General features: G+C 41.2%; 20 protein-coding genes. 14 read left to right on the forward strand and 6 right to left on the reverse strand.

Translation table 11 applies throughout. The features are described from left to right. Positions 1-53: 53 nt before the first annotated feature. From ACFVSW_RS21370 to xylB, 4 genes are all read left to right on the forward strand, one after another. Positions 54-1,808: an ABC transporter ATP-binding protein gene (locus ACFVSW_RS21370; protein ID WP_387318636.1), complete on the forward strand. Its 1,755-nt coding sequence runs from the start codon at positions 54-56 to the stop codon at positions 1,806-1,808. An 8-nt stretch (positions 1,809-1,816) separates the two neighbouring features. After that, the gene (locus ACFVSW_RS21375) at positions 1,817-3,622 is read left to right on the forward strand and encodes an ABC transporter ATP-binding protein (protein ID WP_387318637.1); all 1,806 of its coding nucleotides are present in this window, start codon (positions 1,817-1,819) and stop codon (positions 3,620-3,622) included. 155 nt (positions 3,623-3,777) lie between these two features. After that, positions 3,778-5,100, forward strand: a complete 1,323-nt coding sequence (xylA, locus tag ACFVSW_RS21380; RefSeq protein WP_387318638.1) for a xylose isomerase — start codon at positions 3,778-3,780, stop codon at positions 5,098-5,100. Positions 5,101-5,124: 24 nt separating this feature from the next. Continuing rightward, positions 5,125-6,624 carry a xylulokinase gene (xylB, locus tag ACFVSW_RS21385; protein WP_387318639.1) on the forward strand — a complete coding sequence of 500 codons (1,500 nt, stop codon included), beginning with the start codon at positions 5,125-5,127 and terminating at the stop codon, positions 6,622-6,624. 400 nt (positions 6,625-7,024) lie between these two features. On the opposite strand, the gene htpX is transcribed toward xylB, so the two are convergent. Further along, complete coding sequence (htpX, locus tag ACFVSW_RS21390; RefSeq protein WP_387318640.1) at positions 7,025-7,903, reverse strand: protease HtpX; 879 nt, start codon at positions 7,901-7,903, stop codon at positions 7,025-7,027. 279 nt (positions 7,904-8,182) lie between these two features. On the opposite strand from htpX, the gene ACFVSW_RS21395 reads away from it, so the two are divergent. Further along, positions 8,183-8,623 (forward strand): SRPBCC family protein, encoded by a 441-nt coding sequence (locus ACFVSW_RS21395; protein WP_387318641.1) that lies wholly within the window; start codon positions 8,183-8,185, stop codon positions 8,621-8,623. A gap of 59 nt (positions 8,624-8,682) precedes the next feature. Then, a complete protein-coding gene (locus ACFVSW_RS21400) occupies positions 8,683-9,186 on the forward strand; it encodes a GNAT family N-acetyltransferase (RefSeq protein WP_387318642.1) in 504 nt (167 codons plus the stop codon). Positions 9,187-9,388: 202 nt separating this feature from the next. Here ACFVSW_RS21400 and ACFVSW_RS21405 read toward each other — a convergent pair whose 3' ends face one another. Next, on the reverse strand, positions 9,389-10,144 hold the full coding sequence (locus ACFVSW_RS21405) for a SurA N-terminal domain-containing protein (RefSeq protein WP_387318643.1): 756 nt from the start codon (positions 10,142-10,144) through the stop codon (positions 9,389-9,391). Between the two features lie 417 nt (positions 10,145-10,561). On the opposite strand from ACFVSW_RS21405, the gene ACFVSW_RS21410 reads away from it, so the two are divergent. Both ACFVSW_RS21410 and ACFVSW_RS21415 read left to right on the forward strand, forming a co-directional pair. Further along, positions 10,562-10,759 (forward strand): hypothetical protein, encoded by a 198-nt coding sequence (locus ACFVSW_RS21410; protein ID WP_387318644.1) that lies wholly within the window; start codon positions 10,562-10,564, stop codon positions 10,757-10,759. Positions 10,760-10,995: 236 nt separating this feature from the next. Further along, complete coding sequence (locus ACFVSW_RS21415) at positions 10,996-11,262, forward strand: hypothetical protein (RefSeq protein ID WP_387318645.1); 267 nt, start codon at positions 10,996-10,998, stop codon at positions 11,260-11,262. Between the two features lie 194 nt (positions 11,263-11,456). Here ACFVSW_RS21415 and ACFVSW_RS21420 read toward each other — a convergent pair whose 3' ends face one another. The 4 genes from ACFVSW_RS21420 to ACFVSW_RS21435 all read right to left on the reverse strand — a co-directional run bounded on the left by ACFVSW_RS21420 (position 11,457) and on the right by ACFVSW_RS21435 (position 14,984). After that, on the reverse strand, positions 11,457-12,695 hold the full coding sequence (locus ACFVSW_RS21420; protein ID WP_387318646.1) for an NAD(P)/FAD-dependent oxidoreductase: 1,239 nt from the start codon (positions 12,693-12,695) through the stop codon (positions 11,457-11,459). Further along, entirely contained in the window at positions 12,692-13,024 is a 333-nt protein-coding gene (locus ACFVSW_RS21425) for a (2Fe-2S)-binding protein (RefSeq protein WP_387318647.1), read from the reverse strand. The genes ACFVSW_RS21420 and ACFVSW_RS21425 overlap by 4 nt, the downstream gene beginning before the upstream one ends. Next, positions 13,017-13,292 carry a (2Fe-2S)-binding protein gene (locus ACFVSW_RS21430; protein WP_387318648.1) on the reverse strand — a complete coding sequence of 92 codons (276 nt, stop codon included), beginning with the start codon at positions 13,290-13,292 and terminating at the stop codon, positions 13,017-13,019. The genes ACFVSW_RS21425 and ACFVSW_RS21430 overlap by 8 nt, the downstream gene beginning before the upstream one ends. Positions 13,293-13,370: 78 nt before the next feature. After that, positions 13,371-14,984, reverse strand: a complete 1,614-nt coding sequence (locus ACFVSW_RS21435; RefSeq protein ID WP_387318649.1) for a sigma-54 interaction domain-containing protein — start codon at positions 14,982-14,984, stop codon at positions 13,371-13,373. Between the two features lie 214 nt (positions 14,985-15,198). Between ACFVSW_RS21435 and ACFVSW_RS21440 the strand changes: the two genes are divergently transcribed. The 6 genes from ACFVSW_RS21440 (at position 15,199) to ACFVSW_RS21465 (ending at position 22,628) form a co-directional block, all read left to right on the forward strand. Next, on the forward strand, positions 15,199-16,374 hold the full coding sequence (locus ACFVSW_RS21440) for an NAD(P)/FAD-dependent oxidoreductase (protein WP_387318650.1): 1,176 nt from the start codon (positions 15,199-15,201) through the stop codon (positions 16,372-16,374). Continuing rightward, positions 16,374-17,411, forward strand: a complete 1,038-nt coding sequence (locus tag ACFVSW_RS21445) for a proline racemase family protein (RefSeq protein WP_387318651.1) — start codon at positions 16,374-16,376, stop codon at positions 17,409-17,411. Before ACFVSW_RS21440 ends, ACFVSW_RS21445 begins: the two co-directional genes overlap by 1 nt. Next, positions 17,408-18,361, forward strand: coding sequence for a proline racemase family protein (locus tag ACFVSW_RS21450; RefSeq protein WP_387318652.1), 954 nt, complete (start codon positions 17,408-17,410; stop codon positions 18,359-18,361). The genes ACFVSW_RS21445 and ACFVSW_RS21450 overlap by 4 nt, the downstream gene beginning before the upstream one ends. A gap of 31 nt (positions 18,362-18,392) precedes the next feature. Continuing rightward, complete coding sequence (dapA, locus tag ACFVSW_RS21455) at positions 18,393-19,286, forward strand: 4-hydroxy-tetrahydrodipicolinate synthase (protein WP_387318653.1); 894 nt, start codon at positions 18,393-18,395, stop codon at positions 19,284-19,286. Positions 19,287-19,306: 20 nt separating this feature from the next. Continuing rightward, a complete protein-coding gene (locus ACFVSW_RS21460) occupies positions 19,307-20,809 on the forward strand; it encodes an aldehyde dehydrogenase family protein (protein ID WP_387318654.1) in 1,503 nt (500 codons plus the stop codon). Positions 20,810-21,152: 343 nt separating this feature from the next. Further along, positions 21,153-22,628, forward strand: a complete 1,476-nt coding sequence (locus ACFVSW_RS21465; RefSeq protein ID WP_387318655.1) for an alanine/glycine:cation symporter family protein — start codon at positions 21,153-21,155, stop codon at positions 22,626-22,628. Positions 22,629-22,991: the final 363 nt, after the last annotated feature.

The raw sequence follows: 22,991 nt of genomic DNA on the forward strand, positions 1-22,991 counted from the left end.
TCCCACTTTATATGATTAAAGCATGCCAAAATATTTATCAACGGGAGGAGAAAATGTTAGTTTTTAAAAAGTTAAAGTCGTTTTATTTTCCTTATAAAAGGGATTTCATTTGGTCAACGCTCTTTCTAATCATCATGGCGGGTATTACCGTTGTTTATCCTGTCATTTTGCAGATGACGATTGATGATGTAGTGCTTGGCGGGCAAAATAGCTGGGTGCCGTGGATTTCCCTGGGATTTATCATGATTATGGCAGTAAAAGGAATGTCCGCCTATATTCAGCATTATTTGGCGGATATGTTCGGCATTAAATCCGTGTACCTTCTTAGAAATGCCTTATATGAAAAGCTGCAGCGGCTGTCGTTCAGTTACTATGATAATGCGAAGACAGGAGATTTAATGTCACGTTTAACCGCAGATGTGGAAGGCTTTCGCTTTTTTGTATCATTCGGGTTTGCGGAGGTACTTCGTTTTGTTATTCAAGTCAGTGCCAGTTTGTGTGTGATGTTCTATTATTCCGTTTCCCTTACCCTTGTAACGATTATCGCACTGCCCTTCTTGAGTATTGTTGTTTATAAGTTCGACAAAGCTGTACACCCGGCTTTTCGCGGGATCCGTGAATCGTTCGGCCGTTTAAATACAAAGGTACAGGAAAATATAAGCGGCATCCATACCGTTAAAGCCCTTTCCAAAGAAGGGGTGGAGATTGACCGCTTTACTGCATCCAATCAAAATTACAGGGCGAAACAGCTTCATACGGCATCGGTTTGGTCGAAGTACTTTCCGTTAATGGAGCTGATTGGAAATATCTCTGTTGTCGCATTATTGGCCTACGGAGGATATCAGGTTATCACTGAAGCCTTAAAACCTGGGGAACTTGTGGCTTTTTATAGTCTTGTTTGGTATATTTTATGGCCTATTATGAACCTGGGATTCACGATTAATATGTTTTCACAGGCAAAGGCATCCGGCGAGCGGCTTCTTGAAGTGTTAGAAGCAGATGAAACCATCTATGATGAAGAGAATGTAAGAAACAGTGGGAACATTAATGGGCATGTTGTTTTTCGACATGTATCCTTCCAGTATGATAAGGAGGAAACAGCCGCCCTGAAAGAGGTAAGTTTTGATGCTGCTCCAGGTTCAACCATTGGCTTTATCGGGGCTACCGGGTCTGGAAAAACCAGCGTCATTCAGCTTTTATCCCGCTTTTATGAACCATCTGCGGGAGATATTTTGATTGATGGAGTCTCGATTAAGGAATACGGGTTAAACATGCTCCGTTCGCAAATTGGAATCGTGCTCCAGGAAACTTTCCTGTTTTCCTCTACCATAAAAGCGAACATTGCTTACGGAAGACCGGATGCGACGATGGAGGAAATTATCAATGCTGCTAAGCGTGCGCAGGCCCATGATTTTATTATGGAGCTGAAGGATGGATATGACACGATGCTGGGTGAACGGGGAATGGGGCTTTCCGGGGGGCAAAAACAACGAATTGCGATTGCCCGCGCCATATGTATGAATCCGGCTGTCCTTATTTTAGATGATTCCACAAGTGCCGTGGATATGGAAACAGAATTTCAAATTCAACAAGCATTGCGGGAGGTCATGAAGGGGAGAACGACGTTTATTATTGCCCACCGAATTTCATCCTTGAGACATGCAGACGCCATTCTAGTTCTGGATCAGGGGAGAATTATTGAACGCGGAACACACGAGCAGCTGTTGGCCGGCAATGGAACTTATCAAAGAATTTATAGCATTCAATACCAGGACCAGGAAGCAATTATGCAAAAGGTTTTAAGGTAGGTGGAATCATGGAAGAGAAGCAAAAGAAACAACTGATATTAGAGAGGTTTCACTACTCTCAGGATCAAGTGATTGATAAATCGTTTAACTGGAAACAAATGTGGCGTTTATTACAGTATCTTAAACCATATGCAAAAACATTACTGCCCCTTTCGTTTATGACGGTGATCATTTCAACAGCAATCCGTTTAATCATTCCGATTTTGATTGGGGTCTATACCCTTGACAAAGCGATTATTGAAAAAGATACCACATTATTAATGAATCTTGTTTTCATTATTTCGGGGCTATATGTATTATCCTATGTCGTCAATTTGCTACGAATCCGCTGGATGAACGAGCTTGGGCAAAATGTCATTTATGATTTACGAAAGCATTTATTCACACATGTACAGTCTTTATCACATAGGTTCTTTGACCAACGTTCGGCCGGTTCCATTCTGGTGCGGATTATGAATGATATTAACTCCCTGCAGGAATTGTTTACAAGTGGCGTGATCAATCTATTAACCGATTTCCTTCTTTTGTTTGCTACCATTTTTATTTTGTTTTCCTTAAACGCAAAACTAACTATTGCGATAATGGTTATATTGCCAATCATGTTCTTCATCTCGACAAGTCTGCGAAAGAAAATCCGGCTATCGTGGCAGGAAGTCCGGCTTATACAGTCAAAAATAAACTCGCATTTGAATGAAAGTATTCAAGGAATTCGGGTGACACAGGCATTTACACAGGAAAAGGAAAATATTCAATTCTTTAAGGGTCTTAATCAAGAAAACTATCAAAATTGGAAGCAGGCCGTCCAAAAAAATGCAATGTTTGGACCATTTGTCGAGATGACAAATGCGGCGGGAACAGCGATCTTAATCTGGTATGGGGCTTTTCTTGTTTCAGGAAGTGAAGCTACGATTGGAGAATTTGTATCCTTTGCCTTTTATTTAGGCATGTTTTGGGAGCCCATTTCCCGGCTTGGGCAGTTGTATAACCAGCTTCTGATTGGGATGGCGTCTTCTGAGCGGATCTTTGAGTTTTTAGATGAAAGGCCGATTGTGGCAGAGGCCTCAAAACCATTGACACTCCCTTCCGTTAAAGGAGATATCGATTTTGATGGTGTAGAATTTTCTTATGATGCAGCACGGAAAGCGTTAAACGGGGTTTCTTTTTCGATAAAAGCGGGTGAGACCACTGCGCTAGTCGGGCACACTGGATCGGGAAAGACGACGATTGCGAATTTGGTCAGCCGCTTTTATGATGCGACAGCCGGAGTTGTCAAAATTGATAACCATCCGATTCAAGAATTGTCGATCTTAAGCCTGCGTTCGCAAATTAGTGTGGTGCTTCAGGAAACGTTTATCTTTTCGGGTACGATTAAGGAAAATATACGCTTTGGCAATCCCCAGGCAAGTGATGAAGAAGTGGTGGCTGCGGCGAAGGCGGTAGGTGCGGATGATTTTATTAACCAGTTATCAAACGGTTATCAAACGGAGGTGGAAGAGCGGGGAAATGTCCTATCTGTTGGAGAACGCCAGTTGCTTTCCTTTGCAAGGGCACTGCTGGCTGACCCGAAAATTCTCATTCTAGATGAAGCAACAGCAAGCATTGACACGGAAGCGGAAGTAAAAATACAAAAGGCATTAAAAACATTATTAAAAGGCCGAACAGCTATCATGATTGCCCACAGATTATCCACAATCAGGGAAGCAGACAAAATTATTGTACTCGACCATGGAAATATCCTTGAGCAAGGAAACCACGACACATTAATGACCAAACAAGGAGTTTACTTTGAATTGGTGAAATCCCAATATTCGTGAGGAAACATGGGGACGGTTCTTGTGCTTCATTCACTTGGTTTTTGGAGCACAAGAGCTTCCGGCATCTTTTCCAATATGAACAGTAGAACCAAAGTTACTGAACCAGTTCAAGCGTTAACCATTACCCTATAAAAAAGACGGAAAGGAAGACATCCATGACTTATTTCAATAACGTCACATCTATCAAGTATGAAGGACAAGCATCAACAAACCCATTTGCATTCAAGTTTTACAATCCGGAAGAGGTTGTAGCCGGAAAAACAATGGAGGAGTATTTGCGCTTTGGTGTCGCCTATTGGCACACAATGACAGCAAACGGTACAGATCCGTTTGGTTCAAGTACCATGGTTCGTCCATGGGACAAATTCTCCGGGATGGATCTTGCAAAGGCACGTGTGGAGGCGGCTTTTGAATTTTTTGAAAAACTTGGCGTGCCGTATTTCTGCTTCCATGATGTGGACATTGCACCTGAGGGCAGCACGTTACGTGAAAGCAACCAAAACCTCGATACCATCGTAGACATGATTAAGGATTACATGAAGAATAGCAAAACAAAATTGCTTTGGAATACCGTGAATAATTTTTCTCATCCACGCTTCGTTCATGGTGCAGCCTCGTCTAATAATGCCGATGTGTTCGCATATGCTGCGGCAAAAGTGAAAAAGGGTCTTGAAGTTGGGAAAGAGTTAGGTGCAGAGAACTATGTATTCTGGGGCGGCCGTGAGGGGTACGAAACACTTCTTAATACGGATATGAAGCTTGAGCTTGATAATCTTGGACGCTTTTTCCATATGGCGGTTGATTATGCCAAAGAAATTGATTTTGATGCGCAATTTTTAATCGAGCCAAAACCGAAGGAGCCAACAACGCATCAATATGACTTTGATGTGGCAACAGGGCACGCCTTCCTTTTAAATTATGGCTTAGCGGATTACTTCAAGTTCAACATTGAAGCGAACCATGCAACCCTTGCAGGTCATACATTTGAGCACGAGCTTCGGTATGCGCGAATCAATGGCATGCTTGGTTCGGTTGATGCCAACCAAGGTGATCCATTACTTGGCTGGGATACAGATGAATTCCCAACAGATTTGTATTCTACTACTTTAGCGATGTATGAAATTATTAAAAATGGCGGTCTTGGCCGCGGCGGTCTTAACTTTGACTCGAAAGTGCGCCGTGGTTCCTTTGAGCCGGAGGACTTATTCCATGCCCACATTGCGGGAATGGACAGCTTTGCAGTTGGTTTAAAAGTGGCGCAAAAGCTGATTGATGACAAGGTGCTTGATGGATTCGCCGAGGAGCGCTACAGCAGCTACAAGGAGGGAATCGGCATTGACATCGTTGAAGGAAAAACTGATTTCCGCAAGCTCGAGGAATATGCGCTTGGACTCACAGAAATCAAACAGCAATCAGGCCGTCTTGAACAAATTAAAGCAACGATCAACCAATATTTGTTACGTGCGTTTGCGGAGTAAAATCTGAAAGGATGATGGGTTGCTGTGAAATATGTTATTGGTATTGATTTAGGGACGAGTGCGGTAAAGATCGTACTCGTCAACCAAACAGGTACAGTGGTTCAGGAGGTCTCGAGGCCCTATCCGCTTTTCCAGGAAAAAGCGGGGTATAGCGAGCAGAATCCTCAGGATTGGGTGGATCAGACAGTTGCAGGGCTGTCTGACCTTATTCACGGTTTTGATGGAAATCAGAATGATATTGAGGGAATCAGCTTTTCCGGGCAAATGCATGGATTGGTTCTGCTTGATCAAAACCATGAGGTGCTGCGTAATGCGATTCTTTGGAATGACACGAGGACAACCGCTGAATGTAAAGAAATCTATGAAGCAGTCGGGGAAGAGCGTCTGCTTGCGATTACGAAAAATCCAGCCTTAGAAGGTTTTACGCTGCCGAAAATTTTGTGGGTGAAAAAACATGAACCGGAAATTTTCGCGAAGGCGGCGGTATTTCTTTTACCAAAAGATTATCTGCGTTTAAAGCTGACCGGAAAGCTGCATATGGAATACTCGGACGCTTCGGGAACGTTGCTGCTGGATGTTGGTCGAAAAGCATGGAGTAGGGAAATCTGTGATTTGCTGGGGCTTGATGTTGGTTTGTGCCCGCCATTGGTCGAGTCGTTTGCTGAGGTTGGAAACATAACCGCGGAGCTAGCGGAACAGACAGGTCTTTCCGGTGCGACCCGGGTCTTTGCCGGCGGTGCGGACAACGCTTGCGGCGCGATTGGCGCCGGAATCCTTGAGGACGGAAAAACGCTGTGCAGCATCGGAACATCTGGTGTTGTTTTGTCGTACGAAGAGAGTGCTGATAAGGAATTTCAAGGTAAGGTACATTATTTCAACCACAGCGCACCGGATGTATTCTATACAATGGGTGTCACCCTTGCAGCGGGCTTTAGTTTATCCTGGTTTAAGGACGTTTTTGCGAAAAATGAATCGTTTGAAGAGCTTCTTGGCGATGTCGCTTCGGTGCGGCCGGGCTCCAATGGGTTGTTATTCACACCATATCTGGCGGGCGAGCGGACACCGCATGCCGATGCCGCAATCCGTGGAAGCTTTATTGGTATGGACGGATCTCACGAGCGCAAAGATTTTGTTCGAGCGGTTTTGGAGGGAATTACTTTCTCTTTGAATGAGTCCATCGAAATCTTTCGTGAGTGTGGAAAAAGCATTGATACCGTCGTTTCAATCGGCGGGGGAGCAAAGAATCCGGACTGGCTCCAAATTCAGGCAGACATTTTTAATGCGAAAATCGTAAAACTATCAAGCGAACAAGGCCCCGCGATGGGAGCGGCTATGCTTGCCGCATACGGCTGCGGCTGGTTTGAATCACTGACAGAATGTGCGAACCAATTCTTACAAGAAGACAAAGTGTTCAACCCACACCCGGAAAATGTGGCTACGTACCGTGAGTTGTTTGATATCTACAAAGAGATTTACAAACAAACGAAGGGCCTAAACAATCGATTGGTGAAGTTTCGGCACTGAAGAAGTGAGAGAATTTTTTAACCAAATGGCTCTGTTATAACTGAATGTTGATTTCTCTGTGTATGAAAAAATAAACGGAAAAATTCCGTTTAAATTGGGAAATACCCATATTTCCTTAAAAATAAAGGGAGTTTTTCCGTTTATCTTATCCAAATCGTTGGATTTTGCCTAATTTAGAGCAGTTAATCGGAATATCTCCGCTTATATCGGCTTCTTAAGCTTCCTCTATAGACATTAGCCGGAAATTCTCCGCTTATAAATGCTCATACCTACACGAAAATCAACAATGAATAATAACCGAGCCTACCAAATAAAACCGAAGAAATCCCCTGCTTTTAAAAGCATGGGGATTCCTTCGGTTTTTTCGTATTGCGGTGCCTCGCCACTAGAAGCGGCAAAATCACCTATTCAATCGATTAATTCTCTCGTCAAGATCCGGATGTGTTGAAAATAGCATTGATTTACGTTTACCGTTAATTTTTAAAGTAGAAATCGCCGTTTGCTCTTCATCTTTCATCCGATTTGAATAAGCTTTCAGACATTGTAATGCGTGAGTCATTTTATCCTTGCCCGCTAGGTCTGCTCCGCCTCTGTCGGCGTGGAATTCCCGATGTCTTGAATAAGCAAATACCACAAGGCTACCTAAAATCGAGAAGGCAATTTGGAAGACAATAACGGCAATGAAATGAACGATTGGCGCTACGTCTTCTTTTACAAAGCGTGACACCGCCCAAGCTGCAATCCGAGCAAGGAAAACCACAAACGTATTCACTACACCTTGCAGAAGGGTCATGGTTACCATATCACCATTGGCAATATGTGCTACTTCATGAGCAATTACTCCCTCAATAGCTGCATCATCCATTTCATGAAGCAACCCGGTTGAGACCGCAACAAGTGATCGTTTTTTCGAAGGACCAGTGGCAAACGCATTTACTTCTGGTGAATTGTAAATTCCCACTTCTGGCATGTGGGTTAACCCAGCTGCACTTGAAAGGCGATAAACTTTTTCGACAATGTTTCTTTCCAAAGGAGATAATGATGCCTGAGGATCTAAAACCTTAACCTTCATCATAGTTTTTGCCATCCAGCGTGACATCGCCAAGGATATGAGAGCCCCTGTAAAACCAACTATAGCACTAAATATTAAAAGTGAAATCAGATCAATACCGCCTCGGGCATTAAAATAATTTCCCGCACCTGTAAGAGATAGCACAATACTGATGGTGACTAATACTAAAACATTCGTTAAAAGAAAAAGGAAAATTCGTTTACCCATCGTCTCACCCTTTTATAAAAATTTTTGAGTTCAAATGAGCTAATCATATGTGTCTATTATAACTGTTTCAGTAGGGAATACAACTGATACGATATAAACACGTAACACGATCCATGCTGATACATGCGACACATTAAAATCTAAGTAGAGTGCTCAATGACTATTAGAAAAAGGAAAGCTATGTGTAATTAGTGATGTAAGTTTATGTCTTTTATGTAATAATTATATATTGTAAAAATATAAATTTAAAATTCATACGTAGTGAAAGTGGGAATCATAATGGCAACGGGAACACATACAGTAGAAATTCCAGTAGATGTACAAGCAGTTTGGGATTATGTCAGTGATCTTGAAAAATGGGCAACGACAGTACCAGCCTATAAGGAACATGAAATCATAAATGACAAGCAATCTATTTGGACATTTGAAGGTAGTGTGAAAGGTATTAAAAAAACAATACAAGCGCAGGTAGATATTACCGAATGGAATGAACCTTCCAATATTAAGTTTGAACTAAAAGGTTTATCAGATAATTTTACAGGAAGCGGTCACTTTACAGCCGAAGATGTTAATGGTAAAACAACAATGACTTGTACCGTGGAAGTCCATGCAGGCGGATTATCGGGTGCGATGTTAACACCAATTATTAAATGGGCTGTTCCCAAAGTAGCATCTCGTTTAACAGAATCTATCGCACGTAAAATTGCAGTATTCTCATAGTTAAGGTTTTAGTTATTCCATTAACAAAATAACAAGTCAGTAAGGAGAATTACATGCTAATGATTTTACAAGAAGAACAATTTGAAAACCTCTATCAATTAATGGAAGATTCTTTCCCTAGCGATGAATATAGGCCCTACCAAGCACAACGTGCTTTACTTTCTCATCCTCACTATCAAATATACGTTTATGAAAGAGATCATGAGCTTGCTGCTTTTTTTGCTACATGGGAAGGGCCCGATTTTATCTTCCTGGAGCATTTTGCCGTTAAAGCAAGCTTACGCAATGGTGGCTTAGGGGCGAAACTACTCCAAGCATTTCTTAAACAGCAGGTAAAACCTATCGTGATTGAAATCGAACCACCAGAGGGGGAACTCGAAAAAAGGCGAGCTGGTTTTTATGAACGGAATGGCTTTAGCCTTAGTCAGTGGGGGTATGTTCAACCAGCACTTGCAAAGGGGCAAAGCCCGGTTCCAGTTGTATTAATGTCTTATCCGAAGCCATTACAACAACAAGCATATCAATCCTTTAAAAACTGGGTATTTAAACACGTCTATTCATAGTATTGGGTTCTTTTGTTAACAATCCAATATTCTATAACACAAAAGAGGCTGTTGATCAAACTAATGGGCCTCATATATAGACACAGAATTTAGTGAATAAAAAAGAAGATGAACACTACATTTTGTAGAGATTCATCTTCTTTTTCGTTTGAAGGGGCATTTGTCAACAGCCCCTTGAGCTGTTCATTTTTGTGTGTAACATCTAAATCTTAATATCAATCTTCGCATTTTTCTTTAACTCTGCAACCTGCTGAGCGAGTTTTTCCTGCTGTTTTTGCTGTTGAAGAGATTGTTCGATTTGCGGTTTTACTTCTTCAAGCTTTGGAACTTCTTGTCCAGTACTCTTTCCTTGTTCCGCATATTGATCATACGCTTTTTGAATTTCTTCATCGGTTATTTCACCTGCCGGCACTTCTTTCTCAACGTACTGTTTAAGTTTAATATCGTTAGCTATTTGAGTTTCAAGTGTTTTCATATCCATGCCGGATTTTTTAAGAGCGGCTTCGAATTCATTTTCTGTTTTAAACTGTTTTTTTATTTCGTCCAGCTGCTTATTAATATCTGCCTCGGAAACTTTATAGCCTTTTTTATCTACGTCTTGAAGAAGAAGAGTTTGTCCGACTAAGCTGTCGATTGTTTGGTTTTTCACTTGCTCTGCGGCTTCTTTAGAAGTCGGATCTTGTCCCATTTGCTGCATTTGTCCTTGTATAGATGCTAAAGCGTTATTATAGTCGGTTCCTAAAATTTCTTTATCATTCACTATGGCAACAGTTTTCTTTTTATCTATTTGCTGTGCTTTTAATTTCTTTTGGATTTCTTCCATTTGCTTTTGTTGATCGGTTTGCGCTGTTTTTGCTTTATCATCATTTTTAGCTTCTTTACTTTCTTCATTTCCTCCGCATGCTGCTAAAACAACGACCATTAGACCGGTTATTAATATAAACATCATTTTTTTCATAAATATCTCCTTCCTTAAGCAAGAAGTATAATTTTCCCTTAAAAAAATCATCTAGTGCGCATTATAAAGTTAATCTTACGAAAAAGAAACAGTATGCGCTCTTTTTTAATATTTATAACAGGATTGAAACATTTTTATAATGATAATGAATGCCTGTAAAAAAGCAAATTCGAAAACGATTAAGCGATTTAAAGCTTCTTAAGGGGATGCCCTGCATTTATGAAAAAGAAATTTCTGATAATAACTGCCAAAAGGTTTGTGAACAGAAAATGATGAGCTCAGAAGAGGATGTACAGTTTCTTGAACGACCAATTCTCCCAATTCTGTACAATAAATTTGTCCTTATTGGACAAAATATTTACAGGACAGTGCTGCTAATACAATAGCACTTCCTATAAAAATGAGGGAGTGAAATAGATGGCTGATATGAACGAACGGAAACGCGACGATCACGATACTGGCGAGGCGGGAAGAACTGATGTAGGTGTTGTTCCCGGGGATACTATGGCTTCTGCTCTTGATCCAATTGGTAGTGTAGCAGGTGATGCGCTGTACAACACGGCGGGAGAAGGTACCGTTGATGACGACTCTCATGGCTCAAAAACAAGAGATTAGAATTAAGTAAAGTCATCCTTTAAACGAAGGGGTATGGCATGTAGAGGACTTCCTAAATGGGAGTCCTTTTGTTTATTTTCGCACTTTCTTTGTTCAACCATCGGGCGCTATTTGTAAATAATTCCTTTTTATTGAACCAAATATTGTTCTTCAACTTGCTGGCAGTAGTCCTAATAAAGAATTGATATTTTGGGCTAAACTAACAGGAAATAACCTTATGGTTTGGGAGTGATCACATGCTGCTGACGGGGAACATTATTTCGGGAGAGTTTGATGAACTCATGAACGAATTTTCTTTACAGAAAGTAAAACATTTCACCACAGAATCGACTATTAAAGAAAGCCAGCTAAAAAGTATGTATGATTATTTGAAAAAGCACCGGAATGACATAGATGGTCAAATCATTACGCTATATGATCAAATGCCTATTCGGTTGAGCCAAGAGGAAGTTAACCTCTTTATACGTGATCTTGAAAAAGTTCAATTAATGTACCGTCAATGAGATTTAAAAAAATGGGGGTATTATCATTCGTCACCATGTTAGGTTGGGGGGGCATTCTAGTAGAGCCGAGATTCTTGGTTTCTTTTTCAAAGGGATTTTTCTGGACAGGTTTCAACACTTTTTTGTGATTTGAATAACTTAGCAATGAAAAGAACTGCAGTCATTTTGGCTGCAGTTCTTGGCTGGATTTTCTATCATCCTATCTTCTGTAAAGAATCCTGTTCGTTCCCATATAGCTCGTCCCAAAGCTCATAAATTTTCCTGCGTCCGTTTGCAATTTCAGGGTTGAATTGGATGGCAGCGTTTTGACGGACAGTATGAACGTTCTTCATTGCCTGTTCAAGCTTGTCGTTGATATCAGTGCTGCCTTTCCCTGCGTGCTTGGCAATCGAAATACCAGCAGTTGTTCCTTGGGCCATAGCAATTTTCCCACTTTCGATGCCAGTGATATTTCCTGCAACAAATAATCCTTCGAGTGGAGTTTCCATTCTTTCAGAATGATGTGGAACATGTCCACCAAGTTCTGGAACGTATTTGAATGGGCAACCGGCAACTGCTGTGAGCTCTGCTAACGGATACAAGCCACCTGCGATACATACGAAATCAGCTTCGTAAATTTTTTCCGTACCCTTGATCACATGTCCATTTACATCAATATCTGCAGTGAGGACGCCTTCTACCTGATCCTTGCCAAGAATTTCAAGAGCTGCTTTTCTAAGCTGCAATGGTGTGCCATTCACCTTAACGCCGCTCTTAGGGAAAAACTTCATTCCTAGCTTGCGGAACCCTTCATTTTTCATAAAACGACTACCGAAACGCAAGATGGGTGACGGGGCAAGATGGGCCGCATTTAGAAGCGACTTCATGACTTCCTCCGGTTCTCCGGCATTTTTGCTGAGAGGGCTCTTTTCTGGCAGAACAATGCGTTCCACATTAATTCCAGCTAATTGCAGCTCATTTAAAATCGCAAATGCTAGAATGTTAGCACCAATGATGATGCCTTTTTTGCCGACCTCGACACGATGGACATTGGTCATGACCTGTGCAGCCCCGATGGACATAACGCCTGGAAGAGTCCAGCCTGGCACAGGAATTGGAAACTCAGCTGCACCAGTTGCTACGAGCACATAAGGAGATGTTAGTGTTCCTCTATTGGTATGAACATTCCATGAATCCTCGTCTTTTTCAAGGTTATATACAGAAACGCCGCAGCGGATATCTACCGATAGTTTCTGAGCTTCATTGTGCAGACGCTCTGATTCTTTTATTCCATTCCACCATTCACCGGAAGGTTCCTGGTGCAATTGGCCGAGTAGTCTTCCACCGGGTCTGACAAATTCATCAATGACGGTTACGTTTAAGCCATTTTCAGCACAGGATATGGCACCAGCTAAACCGGCTGGTCCAGCTCCAATTACAATCACATCTATCATTGTTTCTCTACCATCCTTTTAACAATATTAGGATGCTGTTTCCCACTTTCAACAGCCATATTTTCCTTCACAATAGTTAAACAGGCTCTTACATTGGCCAGACCATTTACATTTACACGGCATTCCATACAGTGGCCAATATTGCAATAAATCCCTCTTGGTGTTCCACTTTCCTCATGAAAGCGTAGTGTTCTCACGCCATTTGCTAGCATAGCTGCTGCGATTGTTTCATTTTCATATGCTTCATATTCTTTTCCATCAAATGTGAATGGAATTTTTGTTCTATCATTTAATTTCCCTAAAACTGGATGATCTATTATTCTAGTCATGATTTTCACCTACCGTGCCAAAAGTTACAGGGCGAATTGGCGGCTGATATTTTAATGGTATTTCGCCTTCTTCTATATTAGATACGATACTTTCAATGACCCGATCGACCATGACTCTGCAAGTGCGTCCTCCACAAAAACCCATTCCTGCCCTTGTTCTAAGCTTTAATTCCCTGGATGTGCATTGATGTTCATTTGCTGTTGCGAAAACCTGTTCATAGGTAACCTCTTCACAACGGCAGATCACAAGTGCTTCTTTGTTATTCATTTGGAACCCCCCCCCTTTTCAGCTATATGTAAAAATATAATGCAAGAATCATACCAACTTTGAAGTCTCTATTTTACATTAGCTTAAGCCGAGGCGTTTTAGACGATTGTAAAGGGTTGCTCGGGTGATCCCTAGTTTTTTCGAGCATTCTAATTTGTTGCCATTGGTTAATGCCAATGCTTTTTCGAGTACCTTTTTCTCGTGCTGCTCCATTTCCTCCTGAAGTGGCAAAATGGTCGTGTTCAATTCCATATGGTTTTCCTGAAGGTCCGTATCAGATACATCTGAATAGCCCATTACTGAATGAAATGGCAAATATTCTTTTCGAATGACGCCATCTGTCGCAAAAACAACAAGGCGTTCAACGACATTACGCAGTTCTCGAACATTGCCCGGCCAATCATATTGAAGCATTTCCTGCATAACTTCCTGTGAAAAATGATGGATCGGCCGCTGATAGCGCAGTGAAAAATCCTTTAAAAAATAATGAATTAGTTCAACGATATCTTCACGGCGTTCTCTTAATGGAGGAATTTTTAAGCTGACGACATTTAGCCGATAATATAAATCCTCGCGAAATTGGCCTTCTTTTATTAGTTCTTTTAGATCCCTATTTGTTGCGGCAATTACCCGGAAATCAGCCTCAATTTCTTTTTCGCCGCCAACCTTGTAATACTTTCTTTCCTGAAGTACGCGAAGCATTTTGACCTGCATTTCTAAAGGCATTTCGCCAATTTCATCAAGAAAAAGAGTCCCGCCTTTAGCGAGTTCAATTTTTCCTTTTTTCCCTCTATGATCCGCACCGGAAAAGGCACCGCGTTCATAGCCGAATAATTCACTTTCAAATAATGATTCAGGAATGGCACCGCAGTTGATTGAAATAAATGGTGCATCAGACCCTTCGGTTGCCTCATGAATGGATTTGGCAAAGACCTCCTTACCAACTCCGCTTTCTCCTAAGATCAATACAGTCGATCGGACAGAGCACACCTTTCTCGCCATTTGCACCGTTTTTTCCATCACAGCACTTTTCCCTCTAATGCTATTAAAGGGATCTGAAGGCCTGTATTTCGCCATCTCCTGTTCTAAACGGCGAACCTCTGTCGACATATTAAATAATTTTTCATTAAGAACAACCTGGTTTGTCACATCGGTTTCCGATACAACTGCCCCGATAATCCTTTCATTAAAGTAAACAGGGTTTGCATTTATATGAACAAATAGATTAGATCTTGCTTGGTGATGCTTTCCCCGAATCCTTTTTCCTTTGTGCAATGATTCTAAGATTTCTAGATGCTGATGTTCAAAGAATTCTATAATTGGTTTGCCTAAAATCTCATCACTTTTAACGGAGAAAATTTTTTCTGCTCCTTTTGTCCATGTGCGGACACGCTCATTCGCATCGATCACTGTCACCGAGGCGTCCATCGTTTCAATGACAGTTTCATAGAAAGCCTTTAATTGATTGTAGGAATCATGCAAAAAATCAATGATTTGTTCATTTGTGATGCAGCCAAGGTCTTGACCGCTTGAATCTGTGACGGTAACGGCCGGATAGTGCTTGCAAACATCAGCTAGTACAGAGAAGGAATCATACAAATAAGCCCTTCCTAAAGTGTCTTCATGATCTACTTGGTTTAGATGAAGAAGATTATTTTCAATTATTTCTTTGACTGACGGCAAATCAAACATGACAGCCTCCTCGGTATGTAAAAATATTTTTACACTGTTTAATATTTTATACACAAGTTTATCAAAAATATTGACAATTGCAAACGGATACAAATTTAATATTTGGAATAATTGCAAAAATAGTTTGGAATTTGTTGTTTTTACGCATTTATAAAAGTTGGCACGCAATTTGCATAAATAAAATTATATAAGAAAACGAAGGGAGGTTGGTTTTGTGAGACATCATTGTGACGTTTTGGTTATAGGCGGGGGAATCATAGGTTGTGCCATTGCCTATTATACGTCTAAATCTGGACGAGATGTAACAGTTATTGAAAAAGGTGAATTTGTCAGTGGTACTTCATCCCGCTGTGACGGAAATATTTTAGCTATTGATAAAGATCCTGGCTTTGATAGTCAAATGTCACTTGTCAGCCAGAAATTAGTAGATGAATTAAGCAAAGAATTGAAACAACCCTTTGATTATCGTGCTCCTGGGAGCATCCTTGTCTGTGAGACAGAAGAGGAAATGGAAGCTGCACAAAAGTGGGTTGACCGTCAGAAGGAGGCTGGTTTGCCATTCAGGATGCTGGACCGTCAGGATATTCGCCAAGATTCCAAGTATTTTGCTGATGATTTATTAGGCGGCTTAGAGTGTGCAACAGATTCAACCGTTAACCCATATCTTCTTGCATTTAACCTTCTTGAGGGTGCAAAGAAAATGGGTGCTAAAGCCCATAAACAAACTGAGGTTACTGGAATGAGAAGGGAGCCGGACGGTACATTTACCGTTGAAACATCTAAAGGAATGTTTACCGCGAACCATGTCATTAATGCTGCGGGTGTATGGGCTCCATATATTGGCGAGATGCTGGATCTGTCCATTCCAATTAAACCAAGAAAAGGTCACATCATCGTTGCATCACGCCAGGAATTTGTAGGTCCAAGAAAAGTTATGGAATTTGGCTATCTTATCTCCAAATTTGGCGGAAAGCGCCAGGTTGATCCGATTACTGAAAAATACGGCGTAGCCCTTGTTTTCGAACCAACTGAGAGTCAAAACTTCCTGATTGGAAGCAGCCGAGAATTTGTTGGATTTAATACAAAGGTCAACAATGAAATTATTAAATGTATTGCCAATCGCGCCATTAGATTTTATCCGAAAATGGCAGACATGATGGTCATACGTTCCTATGCGGGTTTACGACCATGGACGGAGGATCATTTGCCAATAGTGTCAGAAGTTGAGGGAATTCCAAACTATTATATTGCAGCCGGTCATGAGGGAGACGGAATTAGCCTTGCCGCTGTTACAGGAAAAGTGATAGAGGAAATGCTTAATAAAAAGGATACTTGCATCCCGATTGAACCGCTGAGATTTTCTCGATTTAAGGAAAGGGTGTTGAACTAATGAAGGCAAATCGAGTTTTTACAACCATTGATACACACACGGGCGGAAATCCGACAAGGACATTGATTAGTGGACTCCCAGAGCTAAAAGGAGCAACCATGTCCGAAAAAATGCTTCATATGCAAAAGGAGTATGACTGGATTCGTAAGCTGCTGATGAATGAACCAAGAGGACATGATGTGATGTCAGGTGCACTGTTGACAGACCCATGTCACCCGGAAGCAGATATCGGTGTTATCTATATCGAAACCGGCGGATATTTGCCAATGTGCGGCCATGACACAATCGGTGTTTGTACAGCGTTAGTGGAAGCGGGGCTAATCCCTGTTCAAGAGCCAGTTACTTCAATCAAACTTGATACACCAGCAGGCCTTGTTGAGGCAGAGATTAAGGTAGAGAACGGAAAAGCAAAAGAGGTTTCCTTCTGCAATGTCCCTGCCTTCCTGTTAAAGAGTGTTTCTGTTGATGTGGAGGGTATTGGAATCGTGGATGCAGACATTGCTTATGGCGGCAATTTCTATGGAATTATTGATGCCAAATCTGTTGGCTTAGAGCTGATACCGGAGAATGCATCAAAAATCATTGAAATAGGTATCAAAATTAGAAATAAGATAAATGAAGAAACGGATATCGTTCATCCGCAATATCCATTTATTTGCGGTTTGACCCATATTGAATTTTTCACTGAGCCAACCCATGAGGAAGCAGATGTGAAAAATACGGTCATCGTTCCTCCAGGCGGGATTGATCGTTCACCATGCGGTACAGGTACATCGGCCAAATTATCTGTCCTCTATTCCAAAAAGGAGATTGGCATCGATGAGGAATTTGTGCATGAGAGTATTGTCGGCTCTTTATTCCGTGGACAAGTCCTTGAAACAACAGATGTTCAGGGTGTGGAGGCTGTTATTACAAGAATCGCAGGTTCAGCATGGCTAATGGGAATGCACCGGTTCTTTTATAACGAGGAAGATCCGCTTAAAGAAGGCTTTTTACTTATTCCCCCAATGGAACATGAAATGGAGGATGTGAGATGAGAATTCAAAAGGCTTACACAGCAACCGATGTACACGTAGCAGGCGAGGCTTATCGGATTATTAAGGATGCGCCATTTGTTCATTATCAAAGTTTACAGGAGCTGAATGAGCAATTTCCGCTTGCCTATGAGGAAGAAATTAAACTTCTTTTAAATGAGCCCCGCGGATTTGCCGGACTGAATGGCTGTTTGGTCGTTCCACCTTTTAAAAGCGGTGCCGATGCAGCTGTTGTCTTTTTCGATCATAACGGAACCGTTCCAATAAAATATGGCGGAATTGTTGCTGTCATAACCGTATTGCTGGAGTGCGGCCACTTAAAGGCAAAGCCTTCAAATGAATACAGTATTGAAACAGTCCGTGGTGTTGTTACTGTTACTGCTGTTATGAAAGACGATGAAGTGAAATTAGTTGAGTTAAAAAGCGAGCCATGCCAGGTTGTACAAACCCATGTGGCAGTATCTTATTTAGATTTACAGACAGAGGTTGCTCTAGTTCAAGCCGATCAGCTTTATGCGATTTTTGATAAAGCAGAGCTGCCTTTTGAGATTGAGATGGAGAACCTTCCTGACATTAATCAATGGGGGCAAAAGGCGATTGAAGCTTTAGAAGGCAAATATGCTGTCAGCAGAGTGGTCCTGCTTGATCATTCGCAAAAAAGTGAAGGAAAAATCAAAACGGTAACATTCCGTCCTGATCGTTATATTGTACGTTCTCCAGGATTTGGCACTCTAGCAGCCTGCAGCACCTATTTAGTAGGAAATGGCGATATATCTGCCAATAGCCCAATTGAAAATGAAAGCATTTTTCATGGCAAATTGACAGCAGAACTTTCAGCACAAATTGAAACCGATTACGAGTTTAGATTTTCAGCCCGCGGATTTATTACGGGTTTGCAGACATATGTATTAGACCCGACAGATCCATTATTCGCAGGGTTTTTATTAAAATAAAAAACTATTAACTATACAGGAGGAAAATAAAATGACGACAATTAGAGGAGCTTATCCAGTATTAATTACACCAATGACACAGGAGCAAGAAATAGATTGGGGCGGAGTAAAGAATAATGTTCATTACTTCGTGGATCAAGGTGTGGCAGGTATCGTCATCAATGGGAGTACTGGAGAATTTGTCAGTCTATCAAAAGAAGAAAAATACCAAATGGTAGAAACTGTTACGAAGGAAGTGAGCGGCCGCATCCCTGTTATTGTGGGGACTGCTGCTGAAACAACAAAAGAAACAATCGAGAATACAAAGCAGGCTGAAGCACATGGAGCTGATAGTGCTCTAATCATTAACCCTTATTACATGAAGCCAAAGGAAAATGAAATCTACCATCATTTCAAAGAAGTATCTAGTGCTGTTAATCTACCAATCATGCTTTATAACAACCCATTTACTTCTGGCGTGAATATGAGCACAGATTTAATGCTTCAGATTGGTAAGGATTGTGATAATGTCACTCACATTAAGGAATCAAGCGGTGAAATTGGCAAGGTAAGAGATCTTGCAAGAAAAGGCAAGGGAGACTTTGAAGTATTCTGCGGCGCTGAAGAGCTTGTAATGGAGTCTTACTTAGTTGGAGCAACTGGATGGATTTCTGTTGCAGGAAATATCGTGCCAAAGCTTGTTACAGACATGTATAACCATTTCCAAAACGGCGAGTTGAAAGAAGCATGGGCAATCAATGATCGTATTTTACCGCTTTGTGCGTTCCTTGAAGGATCTGGAAAGTATGTGCAGATTGTGAAGAGAGCCATGGAATTAACTGGCCAGGCTGGAGGGCCTGCGCGTTACCCTCGTTTAGGTCTATCACCTGAGGAAGATCAACAGCTAAAAAGCCTTCTTGCAAGTTTAGAAACAGTAAATAACTAAAATAGTGAAGGAGAGAGAACATGCAAGCGACAAACTACACATTGAAACCAAAAGTGCAGGAATTTTTAGGAGGTGTAAAAGGGTTATATATCGACGGTGAATATGTACAGGCGATTGGAGGTAAAACGTTTTCCGTCGTTAATCCTGCAAATGAAGAGGTCATTGCGGAAGTAAGTGAAGCGCAAGAGGAAGATATTAACGTTGCAGTAGCTGCTGCAAGAAAGGCATTTGATGAGGGTGAATGGACAAGAATGGATGCGGCTGAGCGCTCCCATCTCATCTATAAATTTGCCGATCTTTTAGAAGAGAACCGTGAAGAGCTTGCACAGCTAGAATCATTAGATAATGGAAAACCATATAAAGTCGCTCTCGCAGATGACGTCGATGGAACCATTCAGCATTTTAGATATTATGCCGGATGGGCAACGAAAATTTTTGGGAAGACAACTCAAGTTTCGAAGGATTATGTCACCTATACCGTTCATGAGCCGGTTGGCGTTGTAGGCCAAATTATTCCATGGAACTTCCCGCTTGCCATGGCTGCTTGGAAGCTCGGATCCGCACTTGCTGTCGGCTGTACAGTTGTTATTAAGCCAGCAACTGAAACACCGCTATCTCTTCTATACGTAGGAAAGCTATTTAAAGAAGCTGGTTTTCCAGATGGTGTTGTGAATATTGTGCCAGGAGCAGGAAGAATTGCGGGAGAAGCGATCATTACGCATAAAGATGTTGATAAAGTAGCATTTACTGGTTCAACGGCTGTCGGAAAAGAAGTCATGAAACAGGCTGCAGATCAAATTAAAGGCGTTACGCTAGAGCTTGGCGGAAAATCACCAGCCATTATTTTAGAAGATGCCAATCTTGAAGAAGCCATTGAAGGGGCCTTTAACGGAACGATGTACAATCATGGGCAAAACTGTAGTGCTTGTACACGTGTATTTGTACAGCGAAACATTTATGATCGTGTCGTAGAAGCTTTAGCAGAGCGAGCAAACTCCCTGAAGGTTGGACCAGGTATGGATCCTGAAACAGAAATGGGGCCGCTTGTTTCATCTAAACAGCAAAACACCGTTCTTCATTATATTGAACAAGGGAAAAAAGAAGGGGCGCGCCTTGTGGCTGGCGGTGAAAAAGCATTTGAAAAAGGATATTTTGTACAGCCAACCATTTTCGCTAATGTAGAAGATCATATGGTGATTGCTCGTGAAGAAATCTTTGGTCCAGTCATGTCCATTTTCGTTTTCGACACGATTGAAGAGGCCATTAAACGGGCAAACGATAGTGACTATGGCTTAGCTGCAAGTGTCTGGACAGAAAGTATGAAAAAGGGCCATTACATTGCAAGCAAGCTTCAATCAGGTACAGTCTGGATTAATGATTTTGGTCTTGAATGGGAAACAATGCCTTTCGGTGGTTACAAACAATCAGGAATCGGCCGCGAAATGGGCGGAGAGTATGGCTTACAAAACTATACAGAAGTGAAAAGTGTTTTTGTTAACATCAAGCAGGATGAGATATTATAAGAACAATTGGACAAACCTCGTGTACGAATCGGATTTGAAATAAAATGAGGTGCATGTCATTGCACCTTTTAGGAAACAGTTTACTAAAGCAAACGGACAGCTCTTATTGACGTTGGAGCTGTCCGTATTTTAATAAAGATCGTTACTAGTTTAAGAGAAAATGAGCACCCAATGTAGTTGCAAGATACTCCATGAAATAGATTACAATTTAGATAAAGTTGGAAAACGCTCTCAAGTATCATGAGGACAAACTATGTTTTTAGTTGTTGTAATATTCACATATTTAGGGGTGATTTAGTAGAATTGAGCTTGTTTTTTTAATCAGAAATTTTGGGGGGATTAGATGCACTCGATAGTAAATTGGTTAGTCGATCAGGTTTGGGGTATGGGATTAGTCATTTTGGTACTAGGGGCAGGGCTACTTTTCACGGTTGTTACACGTTTTGTTCAATTAAGATATTTTAAAGAAATGATCAAATTGGTATTTGAAAGTAGAAGTTCAGAGTCGGGAATATCTTCTTTTCAGGCCTTTTGTTTATCGCTAGCAGGACGCGTAGGAATTGGCACCATTGCTGGGGTGGCCACGGCTATCGCCTTCGGAGGGCCTGGGGCGGTTTTCTGGATGTGGGTAATGTCAATATTAGGAGGAGCAAGTGCATTTGTTGAATCAACACTTTCCCAAGTGTACAAAAGTAAAATTGGAAATGAATATCGAGGAGGTACACCTTACTTTATCGAAAAAGGGTTGAACCTCAGATGGTTCGGGGCTATTGTTGCCATCGTCGTTACACTTTCCTACGGTATTTTATTACCAGGAATCCAAGCTAACAGTATTGCGGTCGCATTTGAAAATGTATATGGTTTAAATAAGAGCATTACTGGTATTGTAATAGCTGCTTTGCTTGGCGTGATTATTTTTGGCGGTGTAAAGCGAATTGCTCGTGTCGCAGACATCGTTATTCCTTTTATGGCTTTAGGGTATGTGATTGTTGCATTCATCGTTGTATTTGCAAATATTTCGGAAGTTCCGAAAATGATTTCTCTAATAATCTCAAGTGCATTCGGCTTTAATGAGGCGTTCGGAGGAATTGCCGGTGCAGCGATTTCATGGGGAGTCAGGAGAGCGATTTTCACTAGTGTTGCGGGTGTTGGTGAAGCAACATACAGTTCCGCGGCAGCTGAAGTTTCCCATCCTGTCAAGCAAGGATTAGTGCAAGCGTTTACTATTTATATCGATATCATTGTGGTATGTACGGCAACAGCCTTCATGATTCTCTCATCCGGCATGTATAGCGTTACACCGGTAGGACAAGAACCGATCGTCGATACTATGAGAGGCGTAGAGCCTGGACCAACTTACACGCAAGAAGCAGTAGAAACGGTCTTACCAGGTTTTGGTTCAGTGTTCATTTCCGTTGCTATATTCCTCTTTGCATTTACGACGTTGATGGCCTATTATTACATCGCCGAAACGACACTAGTCTATCTAGATAGGAAGCTAAAAATGCAATGGTTGAAAACGGTTCTAAAACTCGGGTTATTAGTAATGGTGTATATTGGTTGTGTTGAATCAGCAGCGTTCATATGGGCACTAGGAGATTTGGGAATTGGAAGTATGGCATGGCTCAATCTTGCAGCGATTTTACTTCTGCTAAAACCAACCTTAAAAATATTAAAGGATTATGATATCCAGAGAAAAGCAGGGAAAGAGCCAGTCTTCGATCCTATCAAACTCGGCATTAAAGGTGCTGATTTTTGGGAGGAGAAAGTGAAAGAAAGCGATTCAAAAGGTAAGAAGAAAATAAAGAAAAGCAGTTAGAAACAGAGAACACTGTCCATTTTTAATTCTAAAACCCTTATTGCGGGGGGTGACAGATTGCCAACAGAGAGCTAGCCTCTCTGTTTTTATTTTTTCTAAAAAGCTGGGTTTGATATTGGATGCATTACGCCCGAGAATTTTATTTAAACGGATGAAGGGCGTTTCGATAGAGATATCCATAAGCTTATTGTTTTAGGGGGGGTTAGACTCCTGCTCCTTTAAATCTTTATTACTTTTTAAAAATCGATATGGACCTTAAAATATTGTTTGTCTTTGAATCTTCAAAAAACTCTTACATTTATTTGACGTTCCGTTTACATTCTTAAGCTATTATTTTTATTATTAGGAAAACGTCTTTCCGAG

The organism is Neobacillus sp. NPDC058068, assembly GCF_042885335.1.
Lineage (GTDB): Bacteria > Bacillota > Bacilli > Bacillales > Cytobacillaceae > Neobacillus.